This window comes from Achromobacter sp. ACM05 (assembly GCF_019218915.1).
Classification (GTDB): Bacteria; Pseudomonadota; Gammaproteobacteria; order Burkholderiales; family Burkholderiaceae_B; genus Achromobacter; species Achromobacter animicus.
Map to the genome: position 1 here is coordinate 1,865,290 of NZ_JAHUWQ010000001.1, position 16,696 is coordinate 1,881,985.

Genomic DNA, 16,696 nt, shown 5'->3' on the forward strand with positions numbered 1-16,696 from the left:
CGCGATGGCGCCGCGATCCCGCGCAAGTGGAAGGGAGGGTCGGCGTACGCGCGATCTCCGGGTTTCTCCCTATTTGCATACGTATGCAAGGCTTTGAAAGTGCCCTCCATCGATGAACTTTCAACGCTTGCAGGACCCGAGACCATGATCCGTTATCTGAAGCGCGGCCGGACCGCCGCCGTCAAGACCGACGACGACGCCAAGGTGCGCGCCACCGTCGAAGACATCATCCGCGACATCGAAACCCGTGGCGACGACGCCGTGCGCGATTACAGCCGCAAGTTCGACAACTGGGACCCGGCGGACTTCCGCCTGTCGCGCGCCGAGATCGAGGCGGCGCGCAAGCAGTTGTCGGCGCGCGAGATCGAGGACATCGCATTTGCGCAGAGCCAGGTCCGCAACTTTGCGCAGATCCAGCGCGACTCGATGCGCGATGTGGAAGTGGAAACCTATCCCGGCGTGGTCCTGGGCCACAAGCACGTGCCGATGAACGCGGTGGGCTGCTACATCCCGGGCGGCAAATATCCGCTGCTGGCCTCGGCGCATATGAGCGTCCTGACCGCCAAGGTGGCGGGCGTCAAGCGCATCGTGTCCACGGCGCCGCCGTATCAGGGCAAGCCGCATCCGGCGATCGTGACCGCCATGGACATGGCGGGCGCGGACGAGATCCTGGTGCTGGGCGGCGTGCAGGCCGTGGTGGCGATGGCGGTGGGCACGCCCAGCGTGGCGCCCGTGGACATGCTGGTCGGCCCGGGCAACATGTTCGTGGCAGAGGCCAAGCGGCAGTTGTACGGCCGGGTGGGCATCGACCTGTTCGCGGGACCGACCGAGACGCTGGTGATCGCCGACGACAGCGTGGATGGCGAGCTGTGCGCCGTCGACCTGCTGGGCCAGGCGGAACACGGCCCTACGTCTCCTGCGGTGCTGCTGACCACCAGCGAACAACTGGCGCGCGCCACGCTGGCCGAAGTCGAGCGCCAGCTGTCGATCCTGCCGACGGCGGGCATCGCGGCTAAGGCGTGGGCCGATTGCGGCGAGGTCATCGTCTGCGACAGCGACGAGGAAATGCTGCAGGTGGCCGATGACCTGGCGTTCGAGCACGTGCAGGTCATGACGCGCGATCCCGATTACTTCCTGAACCGGATGACGAACTACGGCGCGCTGTTCCTGGGCCCGCGCACCAACGTCAGCTTTGGCGACAAGGTGATCGGCACCAACCACACGCTGCCGACGAACCGCAACGCGCGCTACACCGGCGGCCTGTGGGTGGGCAAGTTCCTGAAGACCTGCACCTATCAGCGCGTGCTGACGGACGAGGCCAGCGCGGCGATGGGCGAGTATTGCTCGCGCCTGTGCCACATGGAGAATTTTGCGGGCCACGGCGAGCAGGCCAACATCCGCGTGCGCCGCTATGGCAATCGCCCCGACCTGCCGTGGTATCGGCCGGTGGAGGCCCAGGCATGATTGCGCTGCCCAAAGGACCGGACTTCCGCCTGGACGGACGCCGCGCCCTGGTGACGGGCGGCAGCGGCGGCATCGGGCTGGCGGCGGCCGCCGCGCTGGGCCGCGCGGGCGCGCATGTGACGGTGGCGGCCCGGCGCGAGCCGGAACTGGCGCAAGTGTGCGAAGCCTTGCGGGCCGAAGGCATCGGCTGTGCGCCGCTGGTGCTGGACGTGACGGACTCGGCCGCCGTAGATCAGGCGGTCGCGCACGCCGAGCCCTTTGACATTCTGGTCAACAACGCGGGCATGAATCGTCCCAAGCCGCTGGTCGAGCAGTCCGACGAGGACATCGACGCCGTGCTGGATCTGAACGTGAAGGCAGCTTTCTACACCAGCCGGGCCGTGGCGCGCCGCCTGCTGCAGGAAGGCCGTGCGGGGTCCATCGTGAATGTGTCGTCGCAGATGGGGCACGTGGGCAGTCCACGCCGCACGCTGTATTGCGCCAGCAAGCACGCGCTCGAAGGCATGACGCGCGCCTTGGCGTGGGAACTGGGCGCGGCCAACATCCGCGTGAACACCGTCTGCCCGACCTTCATCGAAACGCCCATGACGGCGGGCATGCTGGAGCAGCCCGGCTTCCGGGACTGGGTCTGCGCGCGCAACGCGCTGGGCCGCGTCGGCCGTCTGGACGAAGTGATGGGCGCCATTGTGTTCCTGGCCAGTGATGCGTCCAGTCTGATGACGGGCAGCGCGCTGATGCTGGATGCGGGATGGACCGCGGCATGAGGACCGCGCCCCGCGCGCAGGACGTGGCGGATCTGGCGCAGGTGTCGCAATCGGCCGTCAGCCGCACGTTCACGCCCGGCGCCAGCGTGTCCGAAGAGACGCGGCGCAAGGTGCTGGCGGCCGCGCAGAAACTGGGCTATCGGCCCAACGCGCTGGCGCGCAGCCTGATCACCCGCCGCAGCCGCATCGTCGCATTGGTGATGAGCTATCTGGAAAACCAGTTCTACCCGCTGGTGATCGAGCGTCTGTCGCAGAAGCTGCAGAAAGAGGGCTATCACGTGCTGATGTTCATCGCCGAGGTGGACGAGGCGGCCGACGGTGTGCTGGCCGAGATCCTGCAATACCAGGTCGACGGCATCGTCATGGCCTCCGCCATGCTGTCGTCCAACGTGGCGCGCAGTTGCGCAGAAGTCGGCGTGCCGGTGGTGCAGTTCAATCGGGTGTCCATCCTGGGCGGCCTGGCACGTCACGCCAGCAGCTCGGTCACGTCCGACAACTATGCGGGCGGCCAACTGGTGGCGCGCCTGCTGGTGGACCGCGGCTACCGGCGCTTTGGATTTCTGGCGGGGCTGGAGGATTCGTCGACCAGCATCGAACGCGAACGGGGCTACCGGGACGCGTTGACCGAACTCGGCCACGACATCGCCTGCCGCGAAGTGGGCCACTACGACTTCGATCTGGCGCAGGCTGCGGTTCGCCGAATGTTTGCCGCCGACCCGCCGGACGCGCTGTTTGCCGGCAACGATCACATGGCGATTGCGGCGCTTGACGTGCTGCGTCAGGAACTTAGCCTGCGCGTGCCGGAGGACGTGGCCGTCGTGGGCTTTGACGACGTGCCGCAGGCGGCCTGGGGCGCGTATCGCCTGACCACCGTGCGTCAGCAGGTGGAACCCATGGTGGACGCCACCGTCGCCCTGCTGCGCGAACAGATGCAGGCCGAACTGCGGCCGCGCGACATCGTCATTCCCTGCAGCCTGGTTGAACGCGCGACGGTCCGGGCGGGGCCCTGAAGATTCGCTATTCCCCTTTTTCCGGCACTACCCAATGAAAGCGCGCACAGACCGCGCTCATCGACTCCAGGAGACAAACGCATGCGCAGCATTTTTGTACGCACCCTGACCGCCGTCGCGGCCATCGGGTTGACCGCCGGCTTGGCCCACGCCCAAGGCGGCGCGCCCGCCTGGCCGAGCAAGAACATCCGATACATCGTGCCGTTCTCGCCGGGCGGCGTGTCCGACGGCGTCGCGCGCCTGATGGCCGAGCAGTTGAGCGCTCGTCTCGGGCAGTCAGTCATCGTCGAGAACAAGCCGGGCGTGTCCGGCATTGTGGGCACACAACAGGTGGCGCGCGCCGAGCCCGACGGCTACACCATCGTAGGCGGCACCATCACCACGCATGCCGTCAATCCGTTCTTCATCAAGTCGCTGGGCTATGACCCGGTCAAGGACTTCACGCCCGTCAGCCTGGTGGGCATGGTCAGCAACGCTTTGGTGGTGCGGGCAGACAGCCCGTTCAACACGGTGCAACAGGTCATCGATGCCGCGCGGGCCGATCCGGACGGGCTGACGTACGGCACGGCTGGCGCGGGCACATCGCAGCATCTGTCGGGGCAGCTCTTCCAGTCGATTTCCAATACGCGCCTGCGCCAGATCGTCTACAAGGGAGGATCGCAGTCGATGGTGGACCTGATCGGCGGACAGATCGACATGGTGTTTGAAACGGTCGCGGCCGCGCGTCCAATGATCGATGCCAAGCGGGTCAAGGTGCTGGGCGTCACGTCAAGCGCGCCGCTGGCGGATCTGCCGGGCGTCAAGCCGCTGGCCGAACTGGGCTTGCCGGGCTTTGCGATGCAATCGTGGCAAGGCATCTTCGCGCCGGCGGGCACGCCCGCGCCGGTGGTGGAGCGCTTGGGACGCGAGATTGCGGCCATCGTCAACACCCCCGACGTGCGCGCCAAGCTGCTGACGCTGGGCGTGGCCCCCGACGGCCGCGGCTCGGCGGAATTCTCGCAATTCCAACGCAGCGAAATCGAAAAATGGGGCAAGGTGATCAAGGACGCCGGCATCCAGGCCGACTGACCCCGCCCCGACACAGGAGACTTGCATGACCGATCCCCGCTTCCCGCTGGACGGCCGCCTGCCGGACATGCTGCGCAGTGGCAAGCCGCTGCGCGGCCTGTTCAACGGATTGCCCAGCCCGGCCATCGTCGAGATGTGCGCGTACGCCGGCTTTGATTTCATCATCCTCGACAACGAGCACGGCAGTGCCGATTTCGGCATGACCGAGCACATGCTGCGCGCCGCACGCGCCACGGGCATCGTGCCGATCGTGCGCTGCTTCGAGCAGGACTTGCCGCGCATCCTGGACATGGGCGCAAGTGCCGTGCAGGTGCCCATGGTGGAAAGCGCCGAGCAGGCACGGCGTCTCGCCGGCATGATCCACTATCCGCCAGTGGGCCGCCGCGGCAGCGCCTTCAGCACGCGCGCGGCCGGTTACGGGGCCTTCGGCGGCGCCGGGCACACGCAGCGCAGCAATGAGGGCATCGGCTTCATCGCCATGATCGAAACGCCCGAGGCCATTGCGGCGGCGGGCGAAATTGCGGCGGTGGACGGCGTGGATGCGGTGTTCATCGGACCCAACGATCTGGCGCATGCGATGGGTCACGGCAGCGACTGGAACGCCGAACCCGTGCAACGCGCCATCGCGGCCGGGCTGCGCGCGATCGCCGGGGCAGGGAAGTGCTCAGGGATAATCGCGCTGACGCCGCAGGACGAGGAAAAGTACGGGGCCATGGGCGCGCGCTACTTCGCCAACGTGTCGACCAGCATCATCACCCGCGCGCTGGCGCAGGCGGCCTCGGCCGGGCGCGAGGCGAAGCCGCCCGCCTATTGACGCTATCCGCCCATCGCCCGGCAAAACGCCCGCGCATCGCCGTCGATGATGACGCCGGACGGCAGATAGCCTTCGCGCTGTTTCGTGGCGCGCAATTGCTGCGCCAACGCCGCATCGCCGCCCACCGCGTACACGAAGACGCGCACGGATTGCGCGGCGGCATCGCGCAGCAGTTGCGGGTTGGCGGACAGCGTCAAGGCGTCCACGTGCACGCCCACCGGCGCGCCGACGGTGGCGGATAGATTGGCCAGCCACTGGCGCGTCAGCTTGGGCGCGGTGGCGCGCTGCGACACATACTTGCCGAGCGGGCTTGCGCCCAGGGAATCCGCGTGGCGCGGGTCGAAAACGATCAGGCCCAGATAGCCCTGCCGGTCGGTGCCGCGCACGCAGCGCAGCGCCTCGGGGAAGGCGGACGTGATCATCCAGTTGCCGTGCGGCAGCGCGGTCTTCATGCCGGCGACCAGCTTGGACACCGGCGCGCAGTCGCGGTAGAGGACCTTCAGTTCCGCATTGAAGGTCTTGGCGGGCTGAGCGGCGGCGACGCGCAGCGCATCAGTCAGGAAGGGCGGGGGCGCTCCGCCGCCGGCGCCCGTCAACTTGGCGTCGCGCCATTGGTCGCTGGACAGTTGCAGCACGGCGCGGCGTCCGACGCCGCTTACCGTCCTGCCGGTCAGCAGGTCGTGGTGCAGCACCCAGACGCCGTCCTTCAGGCGCTGCATGTCGATTTCGACGCCATCCCATGCGCCGGCGTAGACCGCGCGAATCGAGGCCAACGAATTTTCGGGCAGCGCGGGCGCGCCGCGATGCGCATGCACCTGCATGCCCAGGCACGCGGCGCTGGCGCCGGACCAGGGCAGGGCGGCGGTCAGCAGCGCGGCTATCAGACGGCTAGCCCGCATCGCCGTGGTATCCGAACCGGAAGCCGCCCAGCACCGTCGTGCGCACGGCTTCGTTGAAAGGATAGGTGTAGGCCTGGCCCACGACGATCACGTGCGCCACGTTGGCCAGCACGCGGCGCCGCAGCGCCTGACCGATCGACTCGTCATCGCGCCCGCCTTCCACGCGCGACATCTGCTGGAAGAGTTCACTTTGCGTCACGCCGTTCTGCATGAACGAGAACGCCGTCCAGACGCAGGCCAGCGTCAGCACCAGCGCCAGACCCGCCGCGCGCGTGGCGGTGCGCCCCGGCTGCTGGCCGGCGGGCGTGCGCAGCCAGACGACGAGTTTGACGATCAGGTAAAGCAGCTTGCCAAAGTGGCCCACCGCACCCAGCAGCGAGAACAGCAGCGCAACCGGCGGCACGATGGCCGCGCGCGCGGCGTCTTCGCCCAACTGTTGATGCTGGCCGCCGCGCGCAAAGTCCGCGCTGCTGGCGGAAAAGCGCGGCATGGCTTCGTCCACGGCCCGGTCCAGCATGCCGTCGTACAGCCGCTTGAAGCTGGCGGCGTCGGTGTAATTGGGCGCGACGTTCATGGTGGCCGGCACCATCAAGGTCTGGCGCAGCAGCTTCTGCACGCCGGGGCGCGCCACGAAGTCTTCGTACGACAGACCGGGCGGAATGGCATCGCCCTCGACATGCACCGTGCGGCTGCGCATGGTCTTCCAGTATTGCTGCGCGACCGCTTCATTGAAGGTGGCCCGGTCGTGCGGCTGCCAGCCGGCCGGCACGGGAATGCGCTTGCGCACGTCCTGCACCACACGGCCTTGGTAGCGAGCCGGCACGCTGTCGGGCGTCCAGCCGCGGCGCGACAGGTTGCGGCGGTAGTCGCCCCACGCGCGATCCTGTTCGCGCGCCAGGCCGATGTCCGACGGGACGGGCACGCCGGCGTATTTCTTCCAGCGTTCGGCGACGGACTGCATCACGCTGGTGTAGACCTGGTGATAGCCGCGGATGCCCGGGGACGTCATGCGGACTTCGCGGTCATCGAAGGTGAAGGTCTTCATCTGGCGCTGCAGGTCGGTGCGGATGACCTGGCGCTTCTTGGGTTCGACCTTTTCATCCAGATTGTCGATGTTGGTCAGCAGCACCTGGAACACCGCCAGGAACGCCTTGCCCTCGGGCCGCGCGTAGATGCCGTCGTCCACCAGCCCGTCCAGATGCAGGTCGCCCTGCACCAGCGAGCGTTGCAGCAGCCCGGCGTTGGTGGCAATGCGGCGGAACTCGCCGTCGCGCGAGTCGACCAGCACGTTCACCATCATCTTGATGGCGCTGAAGACCAGTAGCGCGGTCACGGCGCAGGCCACGGCAATCTTCAGGTAAGACGGCCGGCCGCCGGTGGCAAGCCGCCGGGTCAGCATCAGTTGCAACACCACCAGCGCGGCGGCGATGCCGGACAGGGTGCGGCCGAAGAACTCCAGTTCCTCGATATCGTGCGGCGTGGCGCGGCTGCCCACCACATCGAGCAACCGGGCGTTGAAGCCGAGTTCAAAACTGAGGTAGATGACCGTCAGGACGATCAGGAACAAAATCTGGCGAATCTGGGCCTGGCGCACGATCAATCCCTCAGGTCCAGACGGGTCGAGGTGATTTCTTCTTCGGGCAGGTCCAGCTTGGCGGGTGTGCGCGATGCCGCGCCCGAGCGGGGTGTTGCGGGCGCGTCGCCCGTGGACACGCGCTGCGGGGGCGGCGGCACCACGCGGCCAGCGGATGTGTCGCTGCCGGCCGTCTGTGTCTGCACCGCGGCGGGCGCATTGGGTGGCGAACGGCGGCCGCCGCTGGCCGGCTTAGCCGCCTTGCCCGATCGCGCGGCCGGCGCGGCGGGCGGCGGATAGACGCCATGCAGCCGGATCGAATCCATGTACCCGGGCGGATGCAGCGACTCGTCGGCAAACGGCTTGGCGCGCGGATTCAAGCCCGCGACGCTCTTGACGTTGCCGCGGCGCATCCGGCCATCCTGCGTGTAAACAAAGCGCTCGATTGCCGAGCCCTTTGGAAAGTCGAACGTCAGCGCGCTGCGGTCGTCCTGGACCAGCACGACGGGCCGGTCACGGCAATTGCCCACGTCCCACGACAACACGTCGGACCCCTCGATGGCCAGCACGGTATAGCGGTAATCGCAGTTGCGGCGCTGGGTCTCGATGACGACCACGGTGCGCGGGCCAATGTTTTCGGTCCGGGCGATGCGCGCGGACTCGACATTGTTCAGGGGCACCACGCGCTGGTTGCCTGATAGCTTCACCGAGAAGTTCTTGCCTTCACGGCGCAAAGTGCCCAGTCCGCCGTCCTGCAGCGGGAACTGGCCGATCTCGGTGCCGAACAGGGCGGCGGTGTCCACGCCGAACACGTAGTTGCCCCGCGAATTGGTCTTGACGGCGCAGGCGGACAGGCCCGCCAGCAAGAGGAAGCTGGCCGCAAGGCGAAGGATCAACGAACGGGATACGTGCAGGCGCAATGACATCATGGGAAGGCGGAAAACCGGGCGCCACACGGGCGCCTTTTTCGTCAAAGCCCTGCAATGTATCGCAAAGTTACAGCACAGGACCAGACTTGTTTCAATTGCGGCGGGCGCGTCGCGCCGTGCGTCGTCGCCAACCAGGCGCGGGTTTGGCGCGTCAGTTGGCGGCCTGCTTCAGTTCCATCGACAGTTTCACCAGTTCGTGCACGCCATTGCGAATGGCGGACACGGTGCGGGCAACGGTGGCGCGCAGCAGGGCGATGTCGGGCAGGGTGTCGGGCGCGGCCACGAAGCTTTCCACCGAGGCCGAGACGCGCGCCGGGCGATCGGCGTCCTCTTGCGGCAGCGTCAGCTTGATGGCCTTGCAGCGGTTGTTCACGACGTTGATGACTTCAAGGAACTGGCCGCGCGTCAGGTTCAGTTCATCTGCCTGCACGAAGGCGGGGTAGACGAGGCGCAGGAATTCCGGGTCCGAATCGCTCAGGCTGAAATACATGATGCCCATGTCGGGATGCTTGAAGACCACATCGCCTTGCTCGTCAAAGCTGGCGACGAGGCCCAGTTCTTCTTGCACCACGGTCTGGTACAGGGTGGACAGCGGGGTGGGGGTGGACATGATTCAACGCTCCGTTGGTGGTAAGTGGGAAAAAAGACGAGCCCATGACCCTTGCTACGCGCCGTCTTGAAAAAGGTTCGAAAAATTTAGCGACGAAGGATAAACCGAACCCGGCAAATCAATTGGCCGAAAAAAGGGCGAAAAAAAAATCGAACCTTTTGCGCTGTGGCGCGTAGGGGTCATTACCGGCATCCGCCTCACGCAAAAAAAGGAAACACCATGCAGGACAAAGCACAAGACGTACTGACGCAGGCAAAGACCCACGCAACCCGGTGGGCAGCCATTGCGGTTCAGCGCGTCAACCGGGGCGACGCGGCGGGCGCGTTGCTGTTTCTTCTGGGCACCACGCTTTTCGCGGTGGTCTCCGTGCGCATGATGGGATCGGGCGTCAGTCTGAGCTTCTACGACCTCCTGCGCTTGCAGAATGGCGGCAGCGTGCAGGGCGCGATGGCCGGGCAGGGGGCCGGCGCGGGATTCTATGCCGTGTTGTGGCTGCTGGCCGTCGTGGGGCCTTTGCTGCCTTCGCTGCTGGACCATCGCGCGGCGCGCCTGGGCTACTTTGCGCCGCTGGCGTTGTGGATCATCGCGTTGGCAGGCGTGGTCTCGCAGGTGCAGGAGTTCATGAATGCGACGCGCCAATTGTCGGGTTTCATGGGCAGTTCGCGCGCCGGCCGCAGCCTGGCGGGCGACATGGCGTCCAACCTGTGGAGCGGCCTGTCGTTCGGGTTCGGCTTCTATCAGTCTGTCGCCATCGCGCTGGCCTTTACTGTCCGCGGGGTCGCCGCGTTGCGCCGCCGCGCTTGATTTTCCGCCCCTGCGCAGCTAAGGTGCCGCAGCCCCAAGAACCTGAATCATGAACACGCTCGAATCCAAGCGCTACGTCATCGACAACGTCGACGCGCTGTTGCGCATCATGCACGCCGACCCGCGCTACGCGCTGGCGTTCCGGAACAAGGCCGAGCAGCACATCACGCTGAAACTGCGCAGAAAGTTCTTCAACACGCCGCCCGAAGGCGTGGTGGACGCGTTCAACAACGCGCTCATGAAGTTCCTGCAGACGCGCAGTTTCAAGGACGAGGTCCTGCTGCACGGCCAGCCCGAGGGCGGATGGACGGCGCATGAACTGGCCGTCAGCAAGCTGGGCGGCTACCTGTACCGCGGATCGCTGCACGAGCTGATCCAGTATCACCGCCGCACGCGGCACGAGGTGCAGTGGGCGGGTCCCGACGACGGCGGGGATCGGGACGACACGGCGTTTGACGACGCCCGGGATGTGGCGGATGACTCGCTCTTTGCCGACCCCGCGCAGGCGTACGAGCACCTGTCGGTCGTCAAGCGAATGCGCGACTGCCTGAACAAACTCAGCGACACGCTGAAAACCACCATGTTCCTGTACCTGGACGACATGCCGATGGAACAGATCGCCCGGCAGCAGGACCTGCACGTGCCCACCGTTAAGAGCCGCCTGCACGCCGCGCGCAAGCTGGTGACGGAATGCACCCGCAAGGGGATGGACTGATGATGGCTGAAGACCGAGTGCTGTCGTATTTGTCCGGCGAGCTGGACGCCGATGCCCGCCGGGCCTTCGAAGCCGATCTCGCGCGCGATCCCGCATTGCGGGAGGAACTGGAGGCGTGGCGCAATCTTGCCGAGGCACGCCAGCTTGCGCATAACGAGATCGGGCAGGGCGAGCGCGATGCGGCTTTCTTGCGTGCGCTGGCGCAGGGCGTGGAGGCGGCGCCTGCGCCGGCGTCTGCCGAATCTGCGTCCGCGTCTGAGCCTGCGTCTGCCAAATCTGCGCGTGCGTCAGCGTCTGAGCCTGCGTCTGCGCGTGCGTCAGCGTCTGAGCCTGCGTCTGCGCGCGCGCCGGTGTCTTCGCACGCGCCGGTGTCGCGCGTGCGGCGCTTGTGGCAATGGCTGTGGCCTACGCCCGCCAGCCCGTTGATGCCGCTGGGCTGGGCGCTCGCGATCATGCTGTCCGTCGTGGTGATCCAGCAGGCGCCGGTGCAAGGTCCCGCGGTTGTCCTGTCTGACGACGTCCTGACGCGCGGCGGTGCATCTTGTCCGCGGTTGGTGGTCGATCTTCCCGATGCCCTGACGGCGCGGCAGTTGCGCAATACCTTGTCCCAGTACGCGGTGTCCATCGTCGACGGGCCTGATGCGGACGGGCGATACGTCCTGGCCGCTGCGCGTGAGTCGTCGCTGCGCGATGCCGCGACGGCGCTGGGCGCGCTGTCAATCACGGCGGCGCCAGCGGGCGCGTGCCCCAAACGGTGAGGCCCGGCGCAAGCCCGAGATAACGTCCAGTCCCTCCCGAACAAAAGTCAGACCGCGAATGTTTCTATGAAGCCCACCAAAGAACCTGCCCTTTCCAGCATGCCGGACGCGCGGCCGCAACCCCTGATGCGGCGGCGCCTGCTGGCCGCGCTGGTCGGCGCGGGGCTCTGCGGCGGGCACGCCAGCGCCGCGCTCGCGGCGGGTGCGAATGCGCGGGGGCTGAACAACCGGAACATGATGGACGAGGAGCCGGCCCGCTCGGGCGCGCCGGCACCCCAGCCGACCACGCCTGCGCCTGCGCCGGACGACAGGCCTTCCGCAGATGCGACGGATTCCAAGGCCGCATCGGATGCCAAGGCGCAAGCCGACCCCCAAGCCGACCCCCAAGCCACGCCCGCCAAGCGCCGCTACGCGCTGGTGATCGGCAACGCGCGCTACGCCGTTCCCGCGAACGCGCTGGTCAACCCGGTCAACGACGCCCGTCTCATCGCCGACTCGCTGCGCCAGCGCCAGGTCGATGTGACCCTGCTCACGGACCTGACCACGGCGCAGATGGAAGCCGCCGTCGACGATTTCGCCCTTCGCGCCGCCGGCGGGGACCTGGCGCTGATGTACTTCGCCGGACATGCTGTTGCGGTGGACGACGTGAACTATCTGTTCGGTGTGGACCTGCCTTTGCCGCTGGGTGAAGTGCGCATCCGCACGGCCCAGCAAAGCTCGTTGAGCCTCAAGCGCGTGTCGCAAGCGCTGCGGCGTGCCAATGTCCGCGCGCGCCTGATGGTGCTGGACGCCTGCCGCACCAACCTGACGCGGGGCACCCCCGCCGCGGGACTGGTGCATGCCGTTCCCGCAGGCGGTGAACTTATCGCCTTCTCCACACAGCCCGGCGCCACGGCCGAAGACGGCTTTGGCAACGACGGCCCCCGCCACAGCCCCTACGCGTACTACTTCGCGCAAGGACTGCGCACGCTGCCCGGTTCCGCGCCGGTGGAGACCTTCTTCAAGCAATTGACCGCCGACGTGCAGGTGGCCACCGCCTACCGGCAGATTCCGCACTACGCCAGCAGCCTGGTCGGCACCGTCACGTTCACCACGCTGGCGGACGGACAGACGCCCGCGACGCCGGGGGCATCCGGCGGTCAGACGGCGCAGGGCCGAGGCCCGTCCCCCACGCTGGGCCGCGATCTGATCAAGGCCCGCATGAGCGCCTGGGAATACGAAATCGAACGCGGCGCGCAGTATGTGGACGAGCCCCGGCTGGCGTCGTTGCAGGCGCGCGCCAAGGCGGGCGACGTGGTCGCCATGACCACCTTGGGGCTAATCGCCGAGAACGGCGAGCACGTGCAACAGAACTACTCCGTCGCCGCCCGCTGGTATCAACGCGCCGCGGATCAAGGCTTCGCGCCCGCGCAGACCTATCTGGGCGAGCTGACCGGCATGGGCCGGGGCGTGCCCAAGAACTATGCCGTGGCCGAACGCCTGTTTCGCGATGCCGCCGAGGCAGGGCACCGGCGCGCGGCGATGGACCTGCTGGATGTGCGCGCGCGCATGGGCGAACCGATCGACCCGCGCGAGTGGGCCAAGGTGCTGCAGGACGCCGCCCTTAATCCGGTCGGTTTTCCGATGCCCGGCATGGCGCCCATTCAGGGCCTGCCGGACAACCCGTGGCTGCGCGCGCTGGGCGTGCGCCCGCCCGGCCAGCCCTGAACCCCGTGGCGGCGCGCGTATGACGTCGCAGACGCGTCAGGCAGGGCGGTGATACACCGCCTCGACGTTGTAGCCGTCGGGATCCAGGATGAAGGCGCCGTAGTAGTTCGGATGGTATTTCGGGCGTAACCCCGGCGGGCCGTTGTCGCGCCCGCCGGCCGCCAGCGCCGCGCGATGAAAGGCGTCGACCTCGTCACGGCTGCGCGCGCGGAACGCCACATGCACGCGCGGCGTGCTGGGCGTGCCCTCATGAATCCAGAACTCGCCGCCCGGGTCGCCCGCGTCGTCGGCCTCGCCAACGCCAAATCCCATGCCCGTCGGGAGCGCCTTGCGCGGCACATACCCCACCGCTGCAAGCGCGCTCAGGTAGAAAGCCCGGCTGCGCGCGAAGTCGCTGACGTGAATCTCGATGTGGTCCAACATACGCTGCTCCTGGGAAAGGCGGCCGCGTGGGCCGGAGAGGTCAGCATAGGTGAGGGGGCGGGGCGGGATGGCTTCGATTTGCAACGTGGGGATACGCGCTCTGGCATTGCGAATCCACGCTGGTGCCTGGTGAACGCGCAGGCGGCTTGCGCCGATCCTGCGCGCGGTGTCACCGCCTACCGATCAGAAACTCTCCCAATCATCATTCGACTGCGCGGGCTTGCTGTCGCCCGGCACGCGCAGCGGCGCTTTCACTTGCGGCGCGGGCTTGGCGTCGGCGCGGCGAGTGTCCGCCGGCTTGCCAGCGGCCGCACGTGAAGATGCCGGCTTGGCCAAGACGCGCTGCGGCTTTGCAGGCTGGCTAACTACAGGCTGCACCTCCCGCACCTGAGCAACCTGCGGCTGCGCTACAAAACGCGGCGCATCATCCTCGGCAAGACGGAACACACTGACCAACTTCACCAGCGTCGCCGCCTGCGAATTCAAGCTATGCGCAGCGGCGGCCGATTCTTCCACCAGGGCGGCGTTCTGCTGCGTCGTCTGGTCGAGCTGGTTGATGGCATCGCCCACTTGCGAGATGCCTTGTCCCTGCTCGTGCGCGGCGGCGCCGATCTCGGCGATCAGGTCGGCAACGCGGCGCACCTGCGTCACGATGTCGTTCATGGTGCTGCCGGCTTCGCCGACCAGGTTCGAGCCGGCTTCAACGTTGCCGACGCTGTCGCTGATCAGCTGCTTGATTTCCTTGGCGGCGCTGGCGCTGCGTTGGGCCAGGGCGCGCACTTCGCTCGCCACGACCGCAAAGCCGCGGCCTTGTTCGCCCGCGCGGGCCGCTTCAACGGCGGCGTTCAGCGCGAGGATGTTGGTCTGGAATGCAATGGAGTCGATGACGGCGATGATGTCGACGATCTTGCGCGAGCTGGCGGAGATGGCGTCCATGGTGCTGACCACGTTCCCGACCACTTCGCCGCCGCGTGCGGCGGCTGCGCTGGCCGAGCCGGCCAGGCTGCCGGCCATTTGCACGGATTCCAGGTTCTGCTTCACCGCGGCATTCATCTCTTCCATCGAGGCCGCGGTCTCTTCGACGTTGGCGGCCTGTTCTTCGGTGCGCTGGCTGAGGTCGGCATTGCCGGACGAGATCTGCGTGGCGCCCGTGGCGATGGACTCGCTGGACTGGCGCACCTGGCTCACCAGTTGCGCCAGGTTGGCGCGCATGGCGTCCATGTTGGCCAGCACGCTGGTCTGGTCGCCTTCGCGGCGTTGCACGCGCACGGCCAGGTTGCCCTTGGCGACTTCCTGGGCGATCTGCGCGGCGTAGGCCGGCTCGCCGCCCAGACGGCGCATGACGGAGCGCACCAGGCCCAGACCCAGGATGCTGCCGATCAACGCGCACAGCACGATCAGCGCGGTCAGCGTCCAGAACGTGCGTTCGACTGCGGCGGCGGCGTCTTCGGTGTCGAGGCGGGCCAGTTCTTCCTGGCGCTTGGCGGCTTCCATCAGGATGTTGCGCGCGGCGACATGCAGCGCGGCCGAGTCCTTGTGCAGGACGGTCATCGCGGTCGGATCGTTGCGGTCGGCAAGGCCCTTCACGTCGTTGACGGCCGCCTTGTAACGGGTCCAGGTGTCGGCCAGCTTGCCGCCGAGGTCGCGCAGGGCAGGGTCCTGCTCCTGCTGCAGACGGTCACGCGCTTGCAACACGGATTTTTCGGATTCTTCGTTCAGGCGAAGTTCGTTCTGGCGGCCTTGCGGATCGGTGTTCCAGATGTAGACGTACATGCGCCGGAAGTGCGTGGCGCCTTGGCGGGCGGCGTCGACGACGACGCGCAGCGGCATGACGGTTTCCGTGTACATGGCGCGCTGCTTCTGGCTGATGCTCCAGAGCTGCTGCATGGCGATGGCGCCAACGGCCACCAGCATCACGATGAAGAACAGCACCAGTGCGGTCAGGCTGCTCCGGAGAGAGAGATTTCTGAGTTTGGACATGATGGGCACGCGACGGGGGCGCGGAATGCGCCCTCCACCCGGGCACTACAGCACATCATGTTGCGGTGCAATACGGGGAATTACGGGTGAAAAAGCCGGATCGGCGCGGTTGCGCCGCCGGCAGTTCCGATATGCGGGATTTTCTAGGCTGGCGGCTCAGCGGGCCGCCTTCTCCGCGTGCGCTATGGGGCCACCTGCACGTGTTCGATGCGGTTGCGCCCGTTGGCCTTGGCCAGATACAACTGCTGGTCCACGGCCTTGATGAAATCCGCGCCCGTGACGGGCCGATCGGGAATCACCGTGCCCGCACCGACGCTCACCGTGACGCGCCTGCCATGCGGCGACAGCGCGTGCACGATGGCTTTCTTCTGCAATTGGCGCTGGCAGCGTTCAGCCACTTTCCGGGCCACCTCGGCATCGGCTTCGGGCAGCAGCACAACAAATTCTTCGCCGCCGTAGCGCGCAACCAGATCGCGCGGACCATCCAGCGCCAGGCTCAGCGTCTCGGCGATTTCGATCAGGCATTTGTCGCCCTGGGTGTGGCCATACAGGTCGTTGTATTGCTTGAAGAAGTCGACGTCAAAGAGCAAGACCGACAAGGGCTGGTTTTCGCTGCGGGCGCGCTCCCATTCCAGTTCGAAACTGCTGTCGAATCGCCGCCGGTTGGCGATGTTGGTCAGGCCGTCCTTGAAAGACAGCACCTCAAGTTCTTTCTGCAGGCTGAGCAGTTTCTCTTCGGTCTTCTTGCGCTCGGTAATGTCGAACATGAAGCCGATCAGGGCCTCGGGCTCGCCGCTTTCCGTGCGCACCACGTGCACCACGTCGCGGATCCACACGTAGCCGTTGTCCTTGGTCAGCGCGCGGTAGTCGGCCTCGTGGTCGACGCCGGCCTGGGATTGCGAGACGCAGAAATTCACCACGTACTCGCGATCCTCGGGATGCATGCGCATGGCCCAGTCCTCGACGGTGACCCAGCTATCGGTGCGCCAGCCCAGCAGCGCTTCGATCTGGGGGCCGATGTACGCGAATTTCATCGTGGCCCAGTCGATCTTCCAGGGAATCGCCTTGGTCGATTCCAGCAACGTCCTGTAGACCGCGCTGTCGTTCAGAAGCGTACTGTCGTCAGCCATGCTCAATTCTTCCGGGATTCCGAGGAACGAGCACTGTAGCCCGAACCG

General features: G+C 66.9%; 16 protein-coding genes. 9 read left to right on the forward strand and 7 right to left on the reverse strand.

Annotated features, from left to right (window positions below; translation table 11 throughout):
- The first annotated feature begins 144 nt into the window (after positions 1-144).
- The 5 genes from hisD (at position 145) to KW836_RS08480 (ending at position 5,120) form a co-directional block, all read left to right on the forward strand.
- Complete coding sequence (gene hisD / locus KW836_RS08460; protein ID WP_175122648.1) at positions 145-1,464, forward strand: histidinol dehydrogenase; 1,320 nt, start codon at positions 145-147, stop codon at positions 1,462-1,464.
- A complete protein-coding gene (locus tag KW836_RS08465) occupies positions 1,461-2,228 on the forward strand; it encodes an SDR family NAD(P)-dependent oxidoreductase (protein WP_218342969.1) in 768 nt (255 codons plus the stop codon). The genes hisD and KW836_RS08465 overlap by 4 nt, the downstream gene beginning before the upstream one ends.
- Positions 2,225-3,238, forward strand: coding sequence for a LacI family DNA-binding transcriptional regulator (locus tag KW836_RS08470; RefSeq protein ID WP_175122650.1), 1,014 nt, complete (start codon positions 2,225-2,227; stop codon positions 3,236-3,238). Before KW836_RS08465 ends, KW836_RS08470 begins: the two co-directional genes overlap by 4 nt.
- An 81-nt stretch (positions 3,239-3,319) precedes the next feature.
- Positions 3,320-4,306, forward strand: coding sequence for a tripartite tricarboxylate transporter substrate binding protein (locus KW836_RS08475; RefSeq protein WP_218342970.1), 987 nt, complete (start codon positions 3,320-3,322; stop codon positions 4,304-4,306).
- Positions 4,307-4,331: 25 nt separating this feature from the next.
- The gene (locus KW836_RS08480; protein WP_175122652.1) at positions 4,332-5,120 is read left to right on the forward strand and encodes an HpcH/HpaI aldolase/citrate lyase family protein; all 789 of its coding nucleotides are present in this window, start codon (positions 4,332-4,334) and stop codon (positions 5,118-5,120) included.
- Between the two features lie 2 nt (positions 5,121-5,122).
- Here KW836_RS08480 and KW836_RS08485 read toward each other — a convergent pair whose 3' ends face one another.
- The 4 genes from KW836_RS08485 to KW836_RS08500 form a co-directional block, all read right to left on the reverse strand.
- Positions 5,123-6,019 (reverse strand): glycerophosphodiester phosphodiesterase, encoded by an 897-nt coding sequence (locus tag KW836_RS08485; RefSeq protein WP_255595178.1) that lies wholly within the window; start codon positions 6,017-6,019, stop codon positions 5,123-5,125.
- Positions 6,009-7,613, reverse strand: a complete 1,605-nt coding sequence (locus KW836_RS08490) for a hypothetical protein (RefSeq protein ID WP_218342971.1) — start codon at positions 7,611-7,613, stop codon at positions 6,009-6,011. The genes KW836_RS08485 and KW836_RS08490 overlap by 11 nt, the downstream gene beginning before the upstream one ends.
- Before the next feature lie 2 nt (positions 7,614-7,615).
- Positions 7,616-8,521 (reverse strand): hypothetical protein, encoded by a 906-nt coding sequence (locus KW836_RS08495; protein WP_255595180.1) that lies wholly within the window; start codon positions 8,519-8,521, stop codon positions 7,616-7,618.
- 151 nt (positions 8,522-8,672) lie between these two features.
- Positions 8,673-9,131, reverse strand: coding sequence for a hypothetical protein (locus tag KW836_RS08500; RefSeq protein ID WP_175122654.1), 459 nt, complete (start codon positions 9,129-9,131; stop codon positions 8,673-8,675).
- 219 nt (positions 9,132-9,350) lie between these two features.
- On the opposite strand from KW836_RS08500, the gene KW836_RS08505 reads away from it, so the two are divergent.
- The 4 genes from KW836_RS08505 (at position 9,351) to KW836_RS08520 (ending at position 13,115) form a co-directional block, all read left to right on the forward strand.
- Positions 9,351-9,935, forward strand: coding sequence for a hypothetical protein (locus KW836_RS08505; RefSeq protein ID WP_218342972.1), 585 nt, complete (start codon positions 9,351-9,353; stop codon positions 9,933-9,935).
- A gap of 49 nt (positions 9,936-9,984) precedes the next feature.
- On the forward strand, positions 9,985-10,650 hold the full coding sequence (locus KW836_RS08510) for an RNA polymerase sigma factor (RefSeq protein ID WP_218342973.1): 666 nt from the start codon (positions 9,985-9,987) through the stop codon (positions 10,648-10,650).
- The gene (locus tag KW836_RS08515) at positions 10,650-11,408 is read left to right on the forward strand and encodes a hypothetical protein (RefSeq protein WP_255595182.1); all 759 of its coding nucleotides are present in this window, start codon (positions 10,650-10,652) and stop codon (positions 11,406-11,408) included. Before KW836_RS08510 ends, KW836_RS08515 begins: the two co-directional genes overlap by 1 nt.
- A gap of 66 nt (positions 11,409-11,474) precedes the next feature.
- Positions 11,475-13,115, forward strand: a complete 1,641-nt coding sequence (locus tag KW836_RS08520; RefSeq protein WP_255595183.1) for a caspase family protein — start codon at positions 11,475-11,477, stop codon at positions 13,113-13,115.
- A gap of 36 nt (positions 13,116-13,151) precedes the next feature.
- Here the strand turns inward: KW836_RS08520 and KW836_RS08525 are convergent, their stop codons facing one another.
- From KW836_RS08525 to KW836_RS08535, 3 genes are all read right to left on the reverse strand, one after another.
- On the reverse strand, positions 13,152-13,538 hold the full coding sequence (locus KW836_RS08525; RefSeq protein ID WP_218342974.1) for a VOC family protein: 387 nt from the start codon (positions 13,536-13,538) through the stop codon (positions 13,152-13,154).
- Positions 13,539-13,721: 183 nt separating this feature from the next.
- Positions 13,722-15,518: a methyl-accepting chemotaxis protein gene (locus KW836_RS08530; protein WP_218342975.1), complete on the reverse strand. Its 1,797-nt coding sequence runs from the start codon at positions 15,516-15,518 to the stop codon at positions 13,722-13,724.
- 182 nt (positions 15,519-15,700) lie between these two features.
- Positions 15,701-16,648 carry a sensor domain-containing diguanylate cyclase gene (locus tag KW836_RS08535; protein WP_218342976.1) on the reverse strand — a complete coding sequence of 316 codons (948 nt, stop codon included), beginning with the start codon at positions 16,646-16,648 and terminating at the stop codon, positions 15,701-15,703.
- Between the last annotated feature and the right edge of the window lie 48 nt (positions 16,649-16,696).

Coding starts and splice junctions, on each gene's coding strand:
- hisD (WP_175122648.1), top strand. CDS start 145: ATGATCCGTTATCTGAAGCGCGGCCGGACCGCCGCCGTCAAGACCGAC.
- KW836_RS08465 (WP_218342969.1), top strand. CDS start 1,461: ATGATTGCGCTGCCCAAAGGACCGGACTTCCGCCTGGACGGACGCCGC.
- KW836_RS08470 (WP_175122650.1), top strand. CDS start 2,225: ATGAGGACCGCGCCCCGCGCGCAGGACGTGGCGGATCTGGCGCAGGTG.
- KW836_RS08475 (WP_218342970.1), top strand. CDS start 3,320: ATGCGCAGCATTTTTGTACGCACCCTGACCGCCGTCGCGGCCATCGGG.
- KW836_RS08480 (WP_175122652.1), top strand. CDS start 4,332: ATGACCGATCCCCGCTTCCCGCTGGACGGCCGCCTGCCGGACATGCTG.
- KW836_RS08485 (WP_255595178.1), bottom strand. CDS start 6,019: ATGCGGGCTAGCCGTCTGATAGCCGCGCTGCTGACCGCCGCCCTGCCC.
- KW836_RS08495 (WP_255595180.1), bottom strand. CDS start 8,521: ATGATGTCATTGCGCCTGCACGTATCCCGTTCGTTGATCCTTCGCCTT.
- KW836_RS08500 (WP_175122654.1), bottom strand. CDS start 9,131: ATGTCCACCCCCACCCCGCTGTCCACCCTGTACCAGACCGTGGTGCAA.
- KW836_RS08505 (WP_218342972.1), top strand. CDS start 9,351: ATGCAGGACAAAGCACAAGACGTACTGACGCAGGCAAAGACCCACGCA.
- KW836_RS08510 (WP_218342973.1), top strand. CDS start 9,985: ATGAACACGCTCGAATCCAAGCGCTACGTCATCGACAACGTCGACGCG.
- KW836_RS08515 (WP_255595182.1), top strand. CDS start 10,650: ATGATGGCTGAAGACCGAGTGCTGTCGTATTTGTCCGGCGAGCTGGAC.
- KW836_RS08520 (WP_255595183.1), top strand. CDS start 11,475: ATGAAGCCCACCAAAGAACCTGCCCTTTCCAGCATGCCGGACGCGCGG.
- KW836_RS08525 (WP_218342974.1), bottom strand. CDS start 13,538: ATGTTGGACCACATCGAGATTCACGTCAGCGACTTCGCGCGCAGCCGG.
- KW836_RS08530 (WP_218342975.1), bottom strand. CDS start 15,518: ATGTCCAAACTCAGAAATCTCTCTCTCCGGAGCAGCCTGACCGCACTG.
- KW836_RS08535 (WP_218342976.1), bottom strand. CDS start 16,648: ATGGCTGACGACAGTACGCTTCTGAACGACAGCGCGGTCTACAGGACG.